The sequence below is a fragment of the Planosporangium thailandense genome, from assembly GCF_011947195.1.
GTDB classification, from domain to species: Bacteria; Actinomycetota; Actinomycetes; order Mycobacteriales; family Micromonosporaceae; genus Planosporangium; species Planosporangium thailandense.
Window position 1 is genome coordinate 92,593 of record NZ_JAATVY010000007.1, and the last position, 18,454, is coordinate 111,046.

Below are 18,454 nucleotides of genomic sequence, written 5' to 3' on the forward strand. Positions count from 1 at the left end.
GCGCCCCACAGAGCAATCTCACAGCAGACAGACCATCCCCGGCTCCCCCGTTACAGCCGAGGGCGCACGGATCGGGACCGCCACCGCCGAGGCGGACAGACGCATCCCCGACCAGCGCCCGCAGCGACCTCGCCACCGCACCACCTGCACGGAAGCTCGGCCGCCGACACTCAGCGGGCAGCACCGGGCCCGACCCGTAGACCGTCAGGACGATCGGCACCGGGGGCGAAGCCCCGGAGAGCCGCACCTCGACCCGCACGACCAGCGATGCGTCGCGTGCCTATGTAGCGCGACCACATTCAGCCATAGATAAGGCAGTAAAGGTTACTAACAAAAAGCTCCCATCCAGGCTCAACATTTACCGCACACCATCTTTACCGCGGTTGACAATTGTCCTAAATGGAGAGCGTTTCGCCCGTGCCCATCTTCACCTTTTCAAATTGCCCCGACGAGCCCCTTGCGGTAACCGCCATACATAGACAAACGTAAAAGCCCAACGGGTCGCCGCCGACCCGAAACTCCTTCACATGTGAAACACGGAGGTCAACCGGGCTCGACCCGAGCCACCGCCTCAACCTGTCGTCGGAGGAGGAAAGCGATGACGGTCGGAAGGGAAGCAGCCACCTGGATCGCCGCCCTGGGCTACCGCGGTCAGCACACGGGTCGTGGCCGGCGGCGGCACGCGGCCACCGACCGTACGCAGACCATCCTCCTCGGCTCCGCCGGCGTCGCGGTCGCGGTGGTGACGACAGCCGCCGTCCTGCCGTTGTCGTGGCACGAAACAGCGCACTTCACACCGGTGCCCGCGCGCATGAGCACCCTGCCGCTGCAGCCCGTTCCGCGCGCGGAGTCGGGCCCGCCGCCCGGCGTACCGACCGCGGTCACCACTGCCGGGACGACGATCCCCACCCGGGCGTCGACCGCACCGCGTACCACGACCAGTGCGTTTCCCAGCGCGCCCGCGGCGTCGCAGACCACTCGCCCACCGGCCCACCCGCCCGTCGTACCGGTCAGCTACGAGGCCGAGGCGGCGTCGAACGTACTGAGCGGTGACGCCCACATCCGGGCCGCGGCGGGTGCGTCCGGCGGCGAGGTGGTCACGTCCATCGGCGGGGCGCCCGCCAACGCGCTGCAGTTCAACCGGGTCACCGTTCCTTTCGACGGCATCTACACGCTGGTCATCCGGTACATCTCGGCGGGTGACCGCACCGCGAACATCAGCGTCAACGGCAGCCGCACCGTGTCGCTGGGCTTCCCCTCCACCAACGACCTGGAAACCCTCGGTCTGCTCGCGCTGCGCGTCAAGCTCGTCCACGGCGACAACAGCATCGGGGTCGGCAACCCGGCCGCGAAAGCTCCGGACATCGACCAGATCGTTGTCGGCTCCTGACGCGAAAGCAACGCGTCCCACCAGGCGGGTACGACGGGCTTGTCTGCGGCATCCGGAACAAGCAACGGTGAACCAAGCCCGCGCGGAGCACGTACAACCCGACACCATCCCCTGCCCCGTGATCGGGAAGACGCATGAACAAACTCCCACAGGTCACCTTGGCCTTCTGGGTGATGAAGATCGCGGCGACAACTCTCGGTGAAACCGGAGGCGATCTCCTCGCCCAGACCATGCACGTCGGCTACCTGGCGAGCTCGGTCATCCTGGTCGGACTGTTCCTGGTCAGTCTGTTGGCGCAGCTACGAGCCAAGGAGCTCCACCCCGCGCTGTACTGGACGGTGATCCTGTCGACCAGCACGGCCGGTACGACGATGTCGGATTTCATGAACCGGACCCTCGGACTCGGCTACGCCAACGGCGCGCTCCTACTGATCACCGCCCTGGTCACGGTGTTCGTCATCTGGAAACGCAGCGGCCGTCCCTTCAACGTCCAAACCGTCAACGGGCTCGGCGGGGAACTGCTGTACTGGACGGCGATCCTCATCTCCAACACCCTCGGTACGTCGCTGGGCGACTTCCTCGCCGACGACTCAGGACTCGGCTTCTCCGGGTCCGCACTTCTGATCAGCGGTCTGATGGCGCTGATCGTGGCGGCGATGAAACTCCCCGGCATCTCCCGGACGTTGTTGTTCTGGGCGGCGTTCGTCCTGACCCGCCCGCTCGGCGCGTCGGCCGGCGATTTCATCAGCAAGCCGACGTCGAAGGGCGGCCTGGGCTACGGCACCATCGGCGCGTCGGCCGTGCTCATGGCCGTACTCATCGGATTCATCGCCTACCCCTACGTACGGCAGTTCCGCACATCCGGCGCCGCCCGTACCGGGCTGCGCACCGATCGCCGGCAATGGGTGATGCTGGTGTGCCGGGTGCCGGCGGACCGGGCCCACCACGACCGGGCGCTGCGGCGGGAACTGCGCGCCGCCGGCGCGATCGCGCTGAGCCAGGACGTCTGGATGCTGCCGGGCGTACCCACCGTGGAGCCGCTACTGGCACATCTGCGCCAGCATCCCGCCGCAGCGGACGGTGGCCTGATCGTGACGGTCGCCGCCGGCCGCGACGACGGGTCCACCGCCCTCCTGGAACAGCTCTACCAGGGTGCCCGGACCGACGAGTGGGCCGCGTTCCGCGCCGACTGCGAGGCCTACCTGGCCGAGTTCGACCACCCGGAGCTCGCCGGCCGCCCACCGGAGACCGCGCTCGACACGTACGAACAGAGCCTGTTCCGGCTCCGGCTGTGGTACCAGCACCTGCGCGACCGCGACGACGCCCTGCCCACGCCCGACGCGATGCGGGCCGAGGTACAGCTCAAGCGGTGCGCCGACCGGCTCGACCGGTACACGCAGCAGGCATCGGGGACGGCCTCTCCCACCTCCACCGGTGCTCCGACGCCGACCCCCGTCGGTATGGCCACGTCGTAGCGGACCGTGCGCACCCGCGCGGCAACCGCATCAGGGCCCGATCGCAACCCGCCCGGCGTAGCCTCGTTTCACCCTACGGTTTGGCGAAGGTGGATACGGGCGGCAATGGACGCGGCGTCGCAAGCGGTGACGGCGAGGGAGGTCGATGACCGGACCGCGCCGGTCGGAGGCGTGATGGACGCTCTCGACGACCTGTCCGCGGCGACGCCCGGGGCCGAGGCCCGGTTGGTCGCCGCGCTCGAGGCGATGGAGACCGCCCCCTCCACCGATTGGCGCGCCATCGCCGCGCCGGCCGAGCGAGCCGAGCGCCTCGCGGTCGAACTCGGCCGCCCTGACCTGCGGATACGGGCCAGGCTGCTGCGGGCCGACGTCTTTTCCTTGGAAGGCGACCAGGCGGAGTCGGGACGCATCGCCCATGAGGCCCACGCCTGGGCCACCGAGCACGGCCACGCCTACCTGCTCGCCCGCAGCCACCGCCAACTGTCGCTGTTCTTCTACCGGGTCGGCGATGTGGCCGACGCGCTCGCGCACGCCGTGCAGTGTGTGGCGCACACCGGCGAGGAGGCGGCGCCGGCGGTACGCGCCAGGCACCTGTCGACCCTGGCGGTGATGCTGGACGGGAACGGCTCGCTGGACGAGGCCCGTCGCCGCTTCCAGGAGGCGCTCGACATCGCGACCGCCGTCGGCGATGCCAGGTTGTCGCTGCAGATCCTCAACAACATGGCCTACACGGCGTACAGCTACCAGCGGCTCGACGAGGCGAGGGAGCTCGTGGAGCGGATGCGCGCGCTCCAGGACCGTCACGGTGTACCGCTCGCCGCCACCGACCTCGACACGATCGCCCGCGTCGAGATGACACACGGCCGGTACGCCGAGGCCGAGGCCACCCTGCGCCCCATCCTGGACGGGGTCGCCGAACACCTGCTGGACGAGGGGAAGGTACTGGCCGAGTGTCTGCTGACCGTGGCCGAGGCGCAGCGGCTGCGCGGTGACCTCAGGGCCGCCCAGGCGACGCTCGACCGGGCGGTCGGGGTGTGTGAGGAGCGCGGGCTGGCGTCCCTGCGAGCGCGGGTACGTGATGAGCAGTCCCAGTTGTACGCGGCGATGGGGCGGTACCGGGAGGCGTACGAGGAGTACCGGGTCTTCCACGCCGACGCCCTTGCCCTGCAGTCGGCTCAGCGGGAGGCGCGTGCCCGGATCCTGCAGGCTGTCTTCGAGACCGAGGAAGCCCGCCGCGACAGCATCCGCTTCCGGGAGATGGCCCGCCGCGACGCGCTCACCGGCCTGTACAACCGCCGGTTCGTCGACGAGCAGCTGACCCCGCTGCTCGCCGACGCGGCCGAGCAGCGCACCCCGATCTCGGTGGCCCTGATCGACCTCGACCATTTCAAGCGCATCAACGACACCCTGTCACACGCCGCCGGCGACGCCGTTCTCCAGCAGATCGCCACGTTGCTCGGTCAGGCCGCGACCGACGACGGCGTGGCCGCGCGGCTCGGCGGCGAGGAGTTCCTGCTCATCCTCCCCGGCGCCGGCAGCGACGACGCGGTACGTCGCTGCGAACAGCTCCGCCGGACCATCCGTGCCCACCATTGGCAACCGATCACCGGCGACATCCCGGTGACCGCCAGCATCGGCGTCACCACGGTCGAAGACGGACGCGGCACCCCGTCCGCACTGCTCGCACAGGCGGACCACAACCTGTACGCGGCCAAGCGCACCGGCCGCGACCAGGTCGTGGCGGACGCGACCTGACCGTACCGGCTACGCCTTCGTGGCCACCCGGGATCCGCCACCGTTCCGTTTCGCCTGGTACATGGCGTTGTCCGCGCGCCTGACCAGACCCGAGTGATCCGGCGCGTGGTCCGGGAAGACCGCGATGCCGATGCTCGCGCCGATGCGTACCTGCCGTCCCTCGACGCCGAACGGCTCCTCCAGCTGCGCGTGGATCCGTCCGGCGACCGCCGAGACCGCGGAGAGGTCGGGGTCGCCCGTGATCAGAACCGCGAACTCGTCGCCGCCGAGTCGCGCCAACGTGTTGTGGTCACGAACGGCGCGGAGCAACCGCTCGCCCACCCGCTCGAGCAGGACGTCGCCCGCATGGTGGCCGTACGTGTCGTTGACCTGTTTGAAGCCGTCAAGGTCGATCAACAGCAGCGCGACCCGTTCCCGACCGCCGGCCGCGCCGCTGATCGCTTGTTCGAGCCGGTCGAGCAGGAGCGAACGGTTGGGCAGGCCGGTGAGCACATCATGGAACGCCTGGTGGGCCAGCTCGGCCATCCGGGCCCGCTCGGCCTGCCGCAGGCGGGCGCTGTCGACGACCAGCCCGCCCTGCAACGCGAGCTGCCTGGCCAGCTCCCCGTCCCGGACACTCCACGCCCGGCTCCGGCTCGCGTCGCCGCACAGCGCGATCCCCACCAGGCCGGTCGCGGACAGCAGCGGCATCGCCACGTAGGAACGCAGCTGCAGCGTACGCACGAACCCGCCCGGTCGGACCGGTGCCCGGTCCGCGTCGTCCACCAGGACCGGTGCGCGCTCCTGTTCGGCTCTGCGCCACACCGGGGAATCCCGAGCTACCCGCCCCACCATGGAACGCGCGATGGCCTCACTCAGCTCGGCGGACACGCCGACTCCGGCGGTGTGCCGGATCCGGCCGTCGGCGTCCACGAGCAGCATGCCGGCGCGCTCGGTCTGGAACGCCTCGGCGGTCACCCGGGCCACGATCTCGCCGGCGGTCTCGAAGCTCGAGGCGGCCATTCCCTCCTCGAACAGTCGGCGAACGGCCCGGCCGGCAACCGCGACGGCTCGCCGTTCCCGTTCGTCCGCGGATGCCCGCAGGGAGCTGGCGAGGTGGAGCGCGACAGCGCGGACGACGTCAGGGCGCAGCGCCGCAAGCCGGTCCCCGGCCAGCACCAGCACGCCCAGCGTCCGGCCCCCACGGCGCAGCGGGACGGCCAGCCGCTGCGCGGTCACGACCTCCCGGCCGCTTCCGGACCGGTACAGCTCGGCGGCCATCAGGCGGTCCGCGTCGGTCACCGACGCCCCGGCGCCGACGGTCGATACGACCCGGTCCCGCTCCCTGTCGAAGCCGTGGACCGTGGCGAACTCCAGCCCGGTCGCTTCCCGTACGGCGCGGTGCATCAGGTTCAGGATGCGCTGGGCCGACGGCTCTTCCCGGGCGGCGAGGTCGACGAGATCGGCAAGCAGTGTGACCTGCGCATCGGCGTCCTCGGGGTACGCCTGGGACGCGGCGGAGCGCCACTCACCAGTCGCCCGCCGATCGCTACTGACAGTCACGATCGTATTTCGGCAGCCAACCGCGCATCCTGAGGACTCCAGCGCCCGGTGGTACGCGGCACGACGGCCGCGTACCACCGGTCGCGGCTAGCTGTAATGCCCAGGACCGTTGTTGACCCGACTGATGGGTGGTTGGCCGCCGAGTGAGGTGTGGCTGCGATGGTAGTTGTAGATGTGCAGCCAGTCCGGCAGTGCGTCGGCGCGGTCCTGGTTTGAGCTGTATGGCCGGGCATAGGCCCACTCGTCGAGCAGGGTGCGGTTGAACCGCTCGGCCTTGCCGTTGGTCTGCGGGCGGTAGGGGCGGGTGAACCGGGCCTGGCCGCCGAGGTCGGTCAGGGCCTCGCGCCAGGCCCGGCCGTGGCGGTAGGCGAAGGCGTTGTCGGTCATGACGCGCTCGATGGTGATGCCGTGGCGGGCGAAGAAATCCGCAGCGCGGCGTAGGAAGACGGCGCAGGTGGTGGCCTTTTCGTCGGGGTGGATCTCGGCGTAGGCCAGTCGGGTGTGGTCGTCGACGGCGCAGTGGACGTAGTCGTAGCCGACCCGGCGGCCGGCGAGTTGGTCGGTGCGGGACCGGCGATGCTGCCAGGAGTCGCGCCCGGCTGCCCGCCAGCCGCCGCCGTCGCGTAGCCGGCCGAGCTTTTTGACGTCGACATGCACCAGCTCGCCCGGGCGGGCGCGTTCGTAGCGGCGCACCATGTGGCCGGTGGGTCGGTCCAGCCAGGCCAGCCGGTGCAGACCGCGACGGGTCAGGATGGCGTGCACGGTCGAGGCCGGCAGGCCCACCAGCGGCGCCAGCCGGCGCGGGCCGAGCTTGCGTTCGACGCGCAGCCGACAGATCCGCGCCTCCACCTCGGCTGACGTCTTGTGGGGTAGCCGGTGGGCGACGCTGGGGCGGTCGGCCAGGCCGGCGTCGCCTTCGGCGTGCCAGCGGGCCAGCCACTTGTAGCCGGTCGCCCGTGAACACCCGAGCTCCTTGACCACGTGCGCGACCGGCCGGCCCTCATCGACGACACGCGCAACGAGCAGTCGGCGGGCGTACACGGTCAGGCGGGCATTACGGTGGGCCATCGAGACCTCCGGTCAAGGTATGGGCGTCAGCACCTCACACCTCGCCGGAGGTCTCCCTATTGCTCAAGCCGACACGCCGTCAACAACGCTCATGGTCACTACAGCTAGCCGGTGCAGCGCCAGATCGCGGGCTGATAGGTGATGTCCATCGACGATCCGGGCGGCGACGGAGCGGCTGCCGGCGGGCTGGGTCCGTCGCTGGGCGGGTTCACCCTCCTGCCGTAGGCGACCATTCCCACGACGACTGTGCCGTCGGCGCTGATGTACTGCGCGTGGACCTCAACCTGGTCAGCCGCGCCCGGCAGGGCCGGTAGGTCGATCTTCGGGCCCGCGGTCGAGGTCGCGGTGGATTCCAGCAGGGCACCCCCGGTGAGCATCCGGCCGGTGCTGGTGATGCCGATGACGTCAGCGCCGGGGATCTGCCTGGTCGCTCCGGTGCGGAGGTTCCACACCACGCCGTTGGCCGTCACCCACCCGTTACGGATCTTCGGACGCATGTCCCACTTGTCCTTCGCGTCGGCGGGGACGGACAGCTCCCTGCCCGTGCCGTCGGGGAACCACACGTACGGGCGCTGGTGGTGGAAATCGGAGTAGACCTCCCCGACGATGGTGCCGTCCTCGTCGATGTCGAACGCCTCGCCGTGCGGGGCGCCGGCCGGCATCGGCAGGGCGACGGGAGTGGCGCCGGCCGAGGCCCACTTCACCGGGACCGGGTAGCCCTCGCCGGTGGCATCGTGGGCTCCGACGATCACACCCGCCTCGTTGATCGCGTAGGCGGAGTTGTCGCCCGTCGTCGTCGGCAGGTGCGTCAGCTTCCCGTCACGCACGACGGCGGGCGTCGACGAGGCGCTCCGATCCTGTTGGGGGTCCTTGGTACGCAGGACCGTACCCACCGCCACGCCCCCTGTGGTGGCGTCGTACAGGTCGACATCGCGTCCTGACACGTCTCGGTCGACCGTGGACGGCTTGCCGTTGTCCCAGATCGTCTCGTTCACCTCCGGCCGGTTCGGGTCGGACGTCCTACGCGAGGTGGAGCCCAGGATGTACCGCCCGGACGGGTCGATCCCGCGCACGTAGAGCTCGTACCCGTCGGGAACGGCCAGCTTCTGCACGGTGCACGACGCGCCCTGCGGACGCGTCACGGGCGGCCGTGGCGCGGCCGGTCGCCCGGTGTGCGCGGACCTGCCGTTGGCGACCACCACCGCGGACACGACGACGACAGCCGCGGTAGCCAGCGCGGAGCCCGAGATGGCCAGGGTTCGCCGTCGCCGGTGGCGCCGTCCCTGCGCCATCGCCCGGCGCACGTCGACCCGTGGCGGTCCGAGCGGCGGATCGGCCAGCGGGCGCAGCAGCGCGGCGGCGAGTTCTTCATCAGACAACGCGCTCATCAAACTCTCCCGCACGGGGTGAATGCCGGGGTGTCGAGCAACTGGCGCAGCGCGGCAAGTCCCCGATGCGTGTGGCTCTTGACCGTGCCCTCGCTGCAGCGCAGCGTGGCCGCCACCTCGGCGACCGACAGGTCACACATGAAACGCAACACCAGCACCGCGCGCTGGCGGCACGGGAGCTTCGCCAACGCTGCGGCGACCACTTCACGTTCCTCCACGGCCGCCGGGTACGACCCGGGAGGGGAGGGTGCCACCTCCGGGTCGGGGCCCTTGCTGAACAACCGCACCCGCGCCCACGGGGACCGCCGCTCACTCAGGAACGTGTTGGTGAGCATCGTGCGGACGTACGAATCCAGGTTGTCGACCGTGCGGATCCGGGCCCAGCCCACGTACAGCTTGGTGATCGTCTGCTGGACGAGGTCGTCGGCGCGGTGCCCGTCGCCGCAGAGCAGCGCACCGAGCCGCCTGAGGTCCGGCAGCCGCGCCGTGACGTACTCGACGTACTCGTCGTCCGCCGATGCCCTCATCGGTCATCTCTCCTGATGTACCTCACACCCGTGGGACGCTGGGCGCGCTCCCCCGGGTTGACACGACACGGTGTCCATTTCACATCGGACCGCACACTCCGACATATCAGTACTTATCAAGCTGTACGGCGTCGAAGCAACGGGAACGGCCGTCGCTATCGGCGACCGTCCAAAAGCGATCGGTCATTTTTGCCGATGACGTAACCCTCGCGGGCCTCCATGCCCGTCATTCGGTCAGCGAGACGTTGTGTTCGTTGTCGATGAGAGGTGAAGCCGTGAGTGTCTCCACACTGGGAACCACGTGGACCCCGATGAGCCCGGCACAGCGCGACCAGTTCGAGCGCGACGGCTACCTGATCCTGCCGGGCGCCCTGTCTCCGGACGAGGTGGGTCGGTACCGCGCCGCCGTCGAGGCCGTCTACCGCACGAAGGACGCGGTGGGCCGGCTCGCCCCGGACCGTTCGCTGCACTTGCTCAGCGCCGTACGAAACTGCCCAGAGCTCGCCGGCCTGATCGACCATCCCGCGGTCTTCCCGCTGGTCTGGTCCATCCTGGGCTGGAACGTGCACGTCTACCACTCGCACATCGACGTCCACCCGCAACTGCCCGGCCCCAAGCCGGCCTGGTGGCACTGGCACCAGGACGGCGGCCGGCAGAACCGTGAGCTGGAGACCGACCCGCGCCCACGGATCTCGGTCAAACTGGCCTTCTGGCTGTCGGACGTCTCCCGTCCCGGCCGGGGCAACCTCACGCTCATCCCGGGCAGCCACCGTACGAACTGGCTGCCCGGCCCGCCCCGACGTGACCTCGCCTGGCCGCAGCCGGACGGCGCCGTCCAGATCACGGTCGAGCCGGGTGACGTCGTCTTCTTCGACCGGCGGATCTGGCACGCGCGCTCCGACAACCTGTCGCCGGTCACCCGCATGGCGGTCTTCTTCGGGTACACCTACCGCTGGATCGCCGTCCGCGACGAGGTCGCCGACCTGTGGCGGCAGCCGTGGTGGCAGGAGCTGAGCCCGGTACAGCGGCAACTGCTCGGCGGCGCCGGCGACGGCAGCGGCGACCACCTGTGGGGCCACGACCCGGGCAGCACCCCGCTGTACCGGGAACTCGCCGCGCGCCAACTGCTGGACCCCGGCTACCCGCCGCTCATCCCATGATCCTGCGATGGCGCCGTCGCCCGCAGCGCCGGGATCCCGGCGCGGCGGGCGGCGACCCGACGCTCGGCCCGGTTCTCAGCCCGCGGCGCCGCTGGTCGGGCTGACGGGCAGCGACCCGGCGCGAGCCGACGGCTGCGCCAACGGCCGGCCGAGGAACATGTCGTACCACAGGCAGAAGATCAGCACCGTCCACAGCTTGCGGCTGTGGTCCGCGGCGCCCCGGCGATGCTCCTCCAACAGCCACCGCGCGTAGTTCAGATCGAGCAGGGCGTCCGCGCCCGAACCGCCGAGGATGTCCAGCGCCCAGTCGTACATCTCGCTGCGCAGCCACACCCTGATCGGGGTGGGGAAGCCGAGCTTCGGCCGGCTGACGATGTGGGGCGGGACGACGTCGGCCAGCGCCCGGCGCAGCGCGTACTTGGTGACGGTGGAGCGCGGGGGCAGCTTCAGCTCGGTAGGTACCGACGCGGCGACCGCGAACATCTCCTGTGTCAGGAACGGCACGCGCACCTCCAACGAGTGCGCCATCGACATCCGGTCAGCCTTGACGAGGATGTCACCGGGCAGCCAGGTCTCCAGATCGACGTACTGCATCTTCTCGACGTCACCGAGGTCGGCGCAGGCGGCGTAGATCGGCCCGGTGACCTCGGCGTGCGTCAGGTCCGGGTCGTACCGGCGCAGCAGACGCCGCTTGGTGTGCGCGTCGACCTCGCGGGCGTTGCCGTAGTACCGCTCCTCGATGTCGGTGGTGCCGCGCTGCAGGTAGCCCCGCCCCTTCACCCCCTCCGGGATCGCCCGCGACACCGCGCGCAACCCTCGCCGCAACGGCGGGGGAAGCGCGCTGACCGGCCGCAGCGACAGCGGCTCGCGGTAGATCGGGTACCCCGCGAACAGCTCGTCGGCCCCCTCCCCGGACAGCGCGACGGTGACGTGCTCGCGCGCCGTGGCCGCGACGTAGTACAGCGGCACCAGCGCCGGGTCGGCGACCGGGTCGTCGAGGTGCCACACGATCCGGGGCAGCGCGTCCATCATCATCTGCGCGGTGACCGTGACCGGATGCATGGTGACGCCCAGGTGCTCGGCGCTGCGCTGCGCCGCCTCCAGCTCGCTGTAACCGGGTACGTCCAGCGCGGCGGTGAACGTGTGCAGATCGGCGTTGAACTCGCGGGCGAAGGCGACCACGGCCGTGGAGTCGATGCCGCTGGACAGAAAGGCACCGACCGGAACGTCGGAGCGCATGTGCAGGCGGACGCTGTCGCGCAGCGTCTGGCGGATCCGCCGGTACAGCGCCTCCGGGTCGTCGGTCGGGGTGGGCCGCCACTGCGGGCGGTGGTACCGCTCGACCTGCGGCGCGCCACCTGGCTCGAGGGTGAACATCCGGCCGGGGCCGAGGCGGGCGATGCCGTGGTGCATGCTGGCCGGCTCCGGTACGTACTGCAGAGTCAGGTAGTGCGACAGGCTCGTCTCGTCGAGCCCGGCCGGGTCGCGGGAAGCCGCCAGGAACGGAAGCAGCGCCTTCTTCTCGCTGGCCACGTAGGTGCCGTCGGCGGTCGTGAGATGGTAGAGCGGCTTGATGCCGAACGGGTCGCGGGCGCCGAAGGCCCGGCGCTGCTCGCGGTCCCAGATGACGAGGGCGAACATGCCGCGCAGCCGCTGTACCGCCGCCGCTCCCCAGTGGTGGTACGCGGCCACGACGACCTCCGCGTCGCCCTCCGTGGCGAACCGGGCCCCGTACTCCCGGACCAGCTCTTTTCGCAGCTCCAGGTAGTTGTAGACCTCACCGTTGAAGGTGATCGCGTATCGGCCGTCGGCGTACGTCAGCGGCTGGTCGCTGTGTGCCACGTCGATGATCGACAAACGCTTGAAGCCCAGCACGGCGTCGTCGTCGACGACCACCAGGCCGCCTGCGTCCGGTCCGCGGTGGTGCAGGCGCTCGAGCGCCCGGGCCACGGCCGCGCGACGGGCCGGTGCCGAAGCATCGGCGCTGACGAATGTGAGCAGACCGCACATGAACGGTTTCCCTCTGGTCGGCGTGAATGCACCGCCCCGGCGGGGACGGCATCCCCGGCGCAAGGCGCACCGCCGGCACGGGGGCGCCCACCCGGTGAGCGCGGCACCCGAACCGGGCCGGCCGCCGGCGCTCACTACGGTGACGGGCGGGGGCGGCCGTGAGGTTGTCACGATCGTCGAACTTCCCGACCGCGGGGCGCGCCCGCCCCACACCGGTGATGGCCGGGTCTGCGCGGCACGATCCACCGTCGCGCACTGGCACCCCGGCCTCCGTGTGCAGGACGGCTACCGCGTACGGCGGATCCGCAGCACGCTGTCGGTGTGCCGGCCGGGTTGCCCCTCGGGACCGGTCAGGTCGTGTACGACGAGGTCCGTCACCTCGACCTGCCACCGATCCGGAGGAAGGTCGAGGGAGTCGACGACTTCCGGCGCGGTCGGGAAGTGATGGGCGAACGGCGGGTGCTCGTGCCACGACGGCCATCCGGCGTGGCCGACGATCAGCAGGACCCCGCCCGGCGCCACCGCGTCGGCCGCCCTGCGAAGGATCTTCTCCCGCTCGTCGGCCACTGCTACCGGTGAGTGGAAGAACTGAGCCGACACGAGATCGAACAGTCCTGCCGGAAACGACTGCGAAAGGTCGTGGCGCTCCCAGACGATACGGTCGCGGACGCCGGCCTCGGTCGCGCGTGCGGCCGCGCGGCGCAGGGCGGTCGCGGCGATGTCGACAGCCGTCACCCGCCAGCCCTGCTTCGCCAGCCAGATCGCGTCGGCGCCTTCGCCGCATCCCAGGTCCAGTGCGGTGCCGGGGGCGAGCGAGGCGACCTCGCGCACCAGCAACGGATTGGGGCGCCCGCTCCACACCTGGCCGCGCTCCTGGTAGAAGCCCTCCCAGTACTGCTCCGGGGAGGTGTCGGTCATGCTCGTCTCCTGTCAAAGCGGCTGCGCATGCGAGCTGACCCGCCGGTCGTCGATGCGGAGGCGAGCATCCTCGCCCCTGGCAGACAGGGTGCGGCGCGTACGCGCGAAACCGCCAACTCTTTTGCTGCTTCGGCAAGTTTTGGTGACCCGCCGGACGCCCGTCGAGCGCGTCCTCGGAGCCGTCAGCCGCTGCCGGCCGTGACCAGCCACGCTGCGGCGCGCACCCACACCCCGTCCCGATCCTGGCGAGCGGCGAACTCCTCAGCCATCGTGGCCAGCACCCGCCGGGCGAGCACCTCGTCGCCGAGCCGCGCCATCAGCTCCCGAACCTTGGACGTGCTCCGCACATACCCCATCACGTCCGCGAAGTCGGACCCGATCCGCGCCCGCTCGTGGACGGCTGCGACGCGGATGTCCGTGAAGCCCGCCCCCCCAAGCAGATCGATCACCCGCCTGGGGTCGGCGAACAGGTCGTCGTCGACCGCAGCGGGCAGCTGCGCGTGGCGCATGAACGCCCGGAGCGCAATCGCGAACACCTCATTGCGCAGAGCGTCCTGCCAGCACAGGAACGCCAGCCGGCCGCCCGGCCGCAGGGCGGTCCGGAGGTTACCGAAGGCCGCGGCCGGGTCATCGAAGAACATCACGCCAAAACTGCTGATCACCAGGTCGAAGGCGGCCGGCGGCAGCGGGTACACCTGGGCATCACCCTGCACGAAACGGAGGTTGGCCACACCGGCCTCGGCGGCCAACCGGCACGCGACCTCCTGCATCGGGCCGGACAGGTCCAGGCCCAGCACACCACCGTCCGGGCCGGCCGACCGCGCCACCGCGACCGTCGTCTCACCGCACCCGCAGCCGACGTCGAGCACCCGGTCGCCCGGCGAGACAGCCGCGGCGCGCAACAGGTGCGGCGTGAGCCGCTCGCGTACCGACGCGTGCCGCTCGCGCTGGGCGATCCACCGGCGGGCCGTGTCCCCGTTCCAGCGCTGGACCTGTTCGGCGTTGACCACGGTACTCATCCGCTTCTCCCCGTCGGTGGACCTCGCTCGCGGTCAGTTCGTGGGCCTATCCCAGATTGACACACGTCGACGGCTCCCGCCCGGGAAGGGTTCCCTCGGCGATCCGGCCAGCACCCGACCGAACTACCGGAAACCTAGTCAGCGACGATCTGCCCGATCGCCCGGGCCGCCCAGTACGCGAGCCCCTGGCCGAGTTCGGCGACGCGCGGGGCGGTCTCGTGGTCGAGCAGCGCCCGGACGGCGTGGCCGACCCGGATCACGCCGTGGGTCGCGCCCGCGGCGATACCGGACAGCAGGCGCGGCCACCACTGGACGAGCACCTCCCGCCAGGGTCGGGTGGCCAGCTCACGGTCGAAGTAGTTCAGCCAGTCGCCGGTACGCACCGGGTCACCGAGCGGATCACGCCACTCGTGCGCCGGGATGGGTCGGATACCGCGCGGCCGCTCCTCCAACCGGTCCGCGTACGAGTCGAGCCACCCATGGACGGCCCCCGCCCGCCCATGGCGCACCAACGCCTCGGCGGCCATCGGGGCGTGGTTGGACAGCCAGCCGTCCCGCTCCGGGCCGGTGTGCCGCAGACGTTCGTATGCTTCGTCGAGCGTGGAATCTGCCATACGCTCGAGGCTGCAACGTCAAGCGAGGTTGAAGTCAAGGAAACGTAGCATAGGACTGCGTCGATGCGGAGAGGTGTCGGGTGCGGCGAATCGGCGAAGGTTCCTGGCGGATCAGCGTGCGGCGATGGGAGACCCTGATCGACTATGCGCTGTGGATTCGGGCGGCGGAGCGGATCGAGGTGCCCGCCGGCGGCCTCGTCCCAGGTCCCGTCGACCTCGATCCGCTTCCGCCGTCGACACCGTCGGCGGGTGGCGCGCTCGGCGGGCAGTGGGCCGACTGGTGGGGGTCGCTGGTCGACACGCCGCGCCGGCATCCCCCGGTGCCGCCCGACCCCGTGCCGGAGCCGGCCTACGACACGCCTGACCCGCTCGGTCTTGCCCAGCGGCCGGCGCTTGCCGAGGTCGTGGCCCGGCGGTGGCGGGAGGCGCACGCATGGCACACCGCCAGGGAGGCGGCCGGCATGGCGCGGCACGTTCCGCCTTCAGCGATCGAGGGGCAGATCGTCCGGGACGTCGAGCGGGCGGCGGGCCGGCGGATCCGGCCGTTCGACGTGGAGTTCATCCTGTTGCCGGTCCGCGACGACGTGATCCGCCGGGTGCACGACCGCCGCTACCTGGTGCCGGAGGGGGTGTATGACGGGCCGCGCTGGGCGACCTGGCTACACGCCCTGGTGTCCCGCATCGGCTGATGGCAATGAGGTCATCTGCCCCTGATGCTGCGGAACACATCGGGCGTGGATCCGCTGACATCGACGAACGTGTTCATCGACGACACGAAGAGGGAGTAATCCCCGTCGTCGATCGCGCGCTGGCAGTCGGCGGCGGCCCGATCCGCCTGCGCCAGCAGCCTCTCCCATCGCTGCCTGGCCTGCGGATCCGGCACCGGAAAGTAGGCGTGGAACCCATCGGCGACCTGCGCGACGTCACGGCATCCGGGGCGGATGCGGGTGGCGGCGAAATCCCGGTCGGTGAGTGCCGCGTCGTCCTCCAGCGCGGTGAGGATCTCCAGGAGGTCGCCGTGGAAGCGCACCGCCAGGTCCATCCCGCCGAGCCGGAGCCAGGCGTCCGTCTGCAGGCTGAGGACCTGGGGCGACACGGGACCGATCGCGGCCCCGGGCACGAGCTGGTTCCGGGTGAGGGAGGTCCGGGTGGTCGGTTCCGCGCCGCTCGGCAGGCTCACCGCGGTGCTGAGCACGACGACCGCAAGGCAGATCGCGGCCACCCACAGGCGCCGCGTCACCAGCCTGTCCCGTCCGGCGGTCTCCACCTGCCCGGCGGCCCGCGCGGCGGTCTGGCGCAACGGCCGTAGCGCGCGCTTCACCCCCAGGGCCAGGAGGGCAGAGCCGGCGGAGGCGAAGATGCCGAGGCCCAGGACCAGCGGCAGCAGCACCTCGATCGAGGGCCAGATCCTCATGGGTAGCCAGTGGCAGGTGGATCCGAGCGTATTCAGGGGTCCCAGACAGCCGTCGGATGATCCGAGGAGGAAGACGCCGGCCAGACCGAACAGCGCCGCGGTCCCGGCCGCCACGAGCGCGGCGAGCAGCGGCAGGCGGCGGACCACCACGGCGGCCAGGACGGCCGCGGCCACCGACCCGCAGGTCACGGCGATCAACAACCATGCCAGGAAGACCAGCAGGTACGTGCCGAACCGCCGGTCGACGGGCGGCTGCCAGGTGTGCATGTAGGCCATGACCCCCGCGGCGCCCGACCAGCACACCAGGGTGCCGATCCCCGCGACCGCCAGGATCCGGCGCAGCGACGGCGGTCGCTCTCCCCCGAGCGGGATTTCAGGGACGTCTCGCAGTGCCCGGCGCGCCCACTCCGGGGCGCTCGTCGCCGGACGCCTGGCCCAGACGAGCAGCGGCAGCAGCCACAGCACCGCTGCGGCCCACATCACGAGCGGGTCGGTACCGAGCGGCAGGAGCACCGGCAGCGCCACGGCGATCGCCGACAACGCGCCCTGGTGCCCGGGCACCGAGCCGGGAAGATCCCGCTCCAGCGCCTGTCGGATCCCGGACTCGGAGAACGCCGAGCCCAACACGAAGATCTGGCCCTCGGTCTGCCACCAGGCGTACCACAGAGCGAAGACCGCCCACGTCGCCGCCAGCCCGATCAGCAGCGCCGGACGGAGGGTCCGGCCCTGCCACGACCGCACCGACAGTTCGGCGTACTGCGCTGTCCAGCCCATTGTCCCCACGGCGAGGACGATGAGCACCGCGAACACTTCCGGATGGCTGGGCAGCAGCCGGGTACTGCCGGACGTGTTGCTCGTCAGCAGTTCGCCGACCGCGAGCCCCACGCCGAGCCACCATCCCACTCGCAGTCCGGACGGCACCCGGTCGCCGGTGAGGACCGCGCGCGCCACGGCGCGCCACAGCGCGACGCCGGGAATCGCCGCGATCAGCCCGGCGAGCAGTCCCGCCAGCGGCCGGACCGCCCATCCCACGTCGTAGGTGCGCAGCAGGCTGGACGTCTGGTCGGCGGCTATCGTCGCGGTGGCGCCGGCCACGAACAGGGTGAGGGCATGGGGCCGGAACAGCTCCCTGGTGTCAGCGAGCGATGCCGCTCGCCGATCCCATGGCGGGTGGGTTCGCCACAGTGCGGCGAAGGAGGCGAACGCCTTCCTGGCCCTGCCCGGCTGCGTGTGCTGGTGCACACCGCGGAGCCAGCTCCCGGCATCGGCGCCCCCGGCCAGTGCGTCCAGGTCCGCGTAGGTCTCACGGGTACGCAGAATGTCGGAGCGCGCCAGGTAGACGAAGGCGATCATCACGGCCGACAGCACAAGGTTGTGGCCCGTGCCCAGGCGTTCGGCGGGGCCGAGCACCGTCGACGCCCTCGACGCCTTGAGGTCCAGCGCGGCCCAGACCAGATAGGCCGGCAGTACCGTGACGAGGAAGACCCGCCAGACGGCCACCGTCGCATAGGTGATGTCGACGTCGCGGTTGCGGATGTGGGCAAGCTCGTGGAGGACCACCGCACGGAAGCCCTCGGGATCGCTGCGCCGGCGGGCGACCAGGCCGCCGTGCAGACAGACCGAGTAGCGGCGCAGCCGTCCGAAGACCACCGCGCTGGCGGTGGACGCCGCCGGCGCGATGACGAAACGCGGAGCGCGGGGCAGTCCGGCGACGGTGACCAACTCGTCCAGGAGCGCACGCAGCTCGCCCTGGCCGTCGACCGCGTCGACCGGGACGACCCGGCTCCGCCGCCCCTTCCAGCTCGGCAGCAGCCAGTAGAGCGCGACCGCGGCGACCACGAGCGCACCGAGAACCACAAGCGGAGTCCACATCGAAGCCGAGGGAACGAACCGGTCCAGGCAGGCCCGGTACGCGTCGCCGGCACGTACCGTGGACAGGGTGATCCCCAGGTAGTCATCGTCCGGGTTCAGTCCGGCCGCGAGGGCGCAGCCCACCCCGTAGTGGTGCGGGTCGACCACCGAGTCGGCGATCATCGACGCCACCGTGGCGCTGCTGGTCAGAAACAGCACCAGCAGTAGCACGAAGCGCAGCCCGGTCCCGGCGCCGAGGACGCGCTCGTCGACGTTGCCGCCGGCGCGTACCGGCCCGGCCGTGGGCCCACTCATCGGCTCCC

General features: G+C 71.0%; 13 protein-coding genes and 1 pseudogene. 5 read left to right on the plus strand and 9 right to left on the minus strand.

The window, feature by feature from the left end; all coding sequences use genetic code 11:
- The first annotated feature begins 598 nt into the window (after window positions 1-598).
- The 3 genes from HC031_RS12920 to HC031_RS12930 all read left to right on the plus strand — a co-directional run bounded on the left by HC031_RS12920 (window position 599) and on the right by HC031_RS12930 (window position 4,620).
- Window positions 599-1,390, plus strand: coding sequence for a CBM35 domain-containing protein (locus HC031_RS12920; protein ID WP_167925511.1), 792 nt, complete (start codon window positions 599-601; stop codon window positions 1,388-1,390).
- 134 nt (window positions 1,391-1,524) lie between these two features.
- Window positions 1,525-2,865 carry a Chromate resistance protein ChrB gene (locus HC031_RS12925; RefSeq protein ID WP_167925512.1) on the plus strand — a complete coding sequence of 447 codons (1,341 nt, stop codon included), beginning with the start codon at window positions 1,525-1,527 and terminating at the stop codon, window positions 2,863-2,865.
- Window positions 2,866-3,039: 174 nt separating this feature from the next.
- On the plus strand, window positions 3,040-4,620 hold the full coding sequence (locus tag HC031_RS12930) for a GGDEF domain-containing protein (RefSeq protein ID WP_167925513.1): 1,581 nt from the start codon (window positions 3,040-3,042) through the stop codon (window positions 4,618-4,620).
- Window positions 4,621-4,629: 9 nt separating this feature from the next.
- Here HC031_RS12930 and HC031_RS34365 read toward each other — a convergent pair whose 3' ends face one another.
- From HC031_RS34365 to HC031_RS12950, 4 genes are all read right to left on the minus strand, one after another.
- Window positions 4,630-6,162 carry a diguanylate cyclase domain-containing protein gene (locus HC031_RS34365; protein ID WP_167925514.1) on the minus strand — a complete coding sequence of 511 codons (1,533 nt, stop codon included), beginning with the start codon at window positions 6,160-6,162 and terminating at the stop codon, window positions 4,630-4,632.
- Between the two features lie 87 nt (window positions 6,163-6,249).
- On the minus strand, window positions 6,250-7,230 hold the full coding sequence (locus HC031_RS12940) for an IS481 family transposase (protein WP_167925515.1): 981 nt from the start codon (window positions 7,228-7,230) through the stop codon (window positions 6,250-6,252).
- 104 nt (window positions 7,231-7,334) lie between these two features.
- Window positions 7,335-8,618 (minus strand): hypothetical protein, encoded by a 1,284-nt coding sequence (locus tag HC031_RS12945; protein WP_167925516.1) that lies wholly within the window; start codon window positions 8,616-8,618, stop codon window positions 7,335-7,337.
- A complete protein-coding gene (locus tag HC031_RS12950; protein ID WP_167925517.1) occupies window positions 8,618-9,145 on the minus strand; it encodes a SigE family RNA polymerase sigma factor in 528 nt (175 codons plus the stop codon). Before HC031_RS12950 ends, HC031_RS12945 begins: the two co-directional genes overlap by 1 nt.
- 275 nt (window positions 9,146-9,420) lie before the next feature.
- On the opposite strand from HC031_RS12950, the gene HC031_RS12955 reads away from it, so the two are divergent.
- Entirely contained in the window at window positions 9,421-10,305 is an 885-nt protein-coding gene (locus HC031_RS12955; RefSeq protein WP_338090634.1) for a phytanoyl-CoA dioxygenase family protein, read from the plus strand.
- Window positions 10,306-10,380: 75 nt separating this feature from the next.
- Here HC031_RS12955 and asnB read toward each other — a convergent pair whose 3' ends face one another.
- From asnB to HC031_RS12975, 4 genes and pseudogenes are all read right to left on the minus strand, one after another.
- On the minus strand, window positions 10,381-12,315 hold the full coding sequence (gene asnB, locus HC031_RS12960) for an asparagine synthase (glutamine-hydrolyzing) (RefSeq protein ID WP_167925519.1): 1,935 nt from the start codon (window positions 12,313-12,315) through the stop codon (window positions 10,381-10,383).
- A 285-nt stretch (window positions 12,316-12,600) separates the two neighbouring features.
- Complete coding sequence (locus HC031_RS12965) at window positions 12,601-13,233, minus strand: class I SAM-dependent methyltransferase (protein ID WP_167925520.1); 633 nt, start codon at window positions 13,231-13,233, stop codon at window positions 12,601-12,603.
- Between the two features lie 182 nt (window positions 13,234-13,415).
- Window positions 13,416-14,252: a class I SAM-dependent methyltransferase gene (locus HC031_RS12970; protein ID WP_167925521.1), complete on the minus strand. Its 837-nt coding sequence runs from the start codon at window positions 14,250-14,252 to the stop codon at window positions 13,416-13,418.
- A gap of 161 nt (window positions 14,253-14,413) precedes the next feature.
- Window positions 14,414-14,866: pseudogene (locus HC031_RS12975) on the minus strand (questin oxidase family protein); the annotation flags it as partial.
- 116 nt (window positions 14,867-14,982) lie between these two features.
- Here HC031_RS12975 and HC031_RS12980 point away from each other — a divergent pair.
- On the plus strand, window positions 14,983-15,555 hold the full coding sequence (locus HC031_RS12980) for a hypothetical protein (protein WP_167925522.1): 573 nt from the start codon (window positions 14,983-14,985) through the stop codon (window positions 15,553-15,555).
- An 11-nt stretch (window positions 15,556-15,566) separates the two neighbouring features.
- Here the strand turns inward: HC031_RS12980 and HC031_RS12985 are convergent, their stop codons facing one another.
- Window positions 15,567-18,446, minus strand: coding sequence for a M48 family metalloprotease (locus HC031_RS12985; RefSeq protein ID WP_167925523.1), 2,880 nt, complete (start codon window positions 18,444-18,446; stop codon window positions 15,567-15,569).
- Window positions 18,447-18,454: the final 8 nt, after the last annotated feature.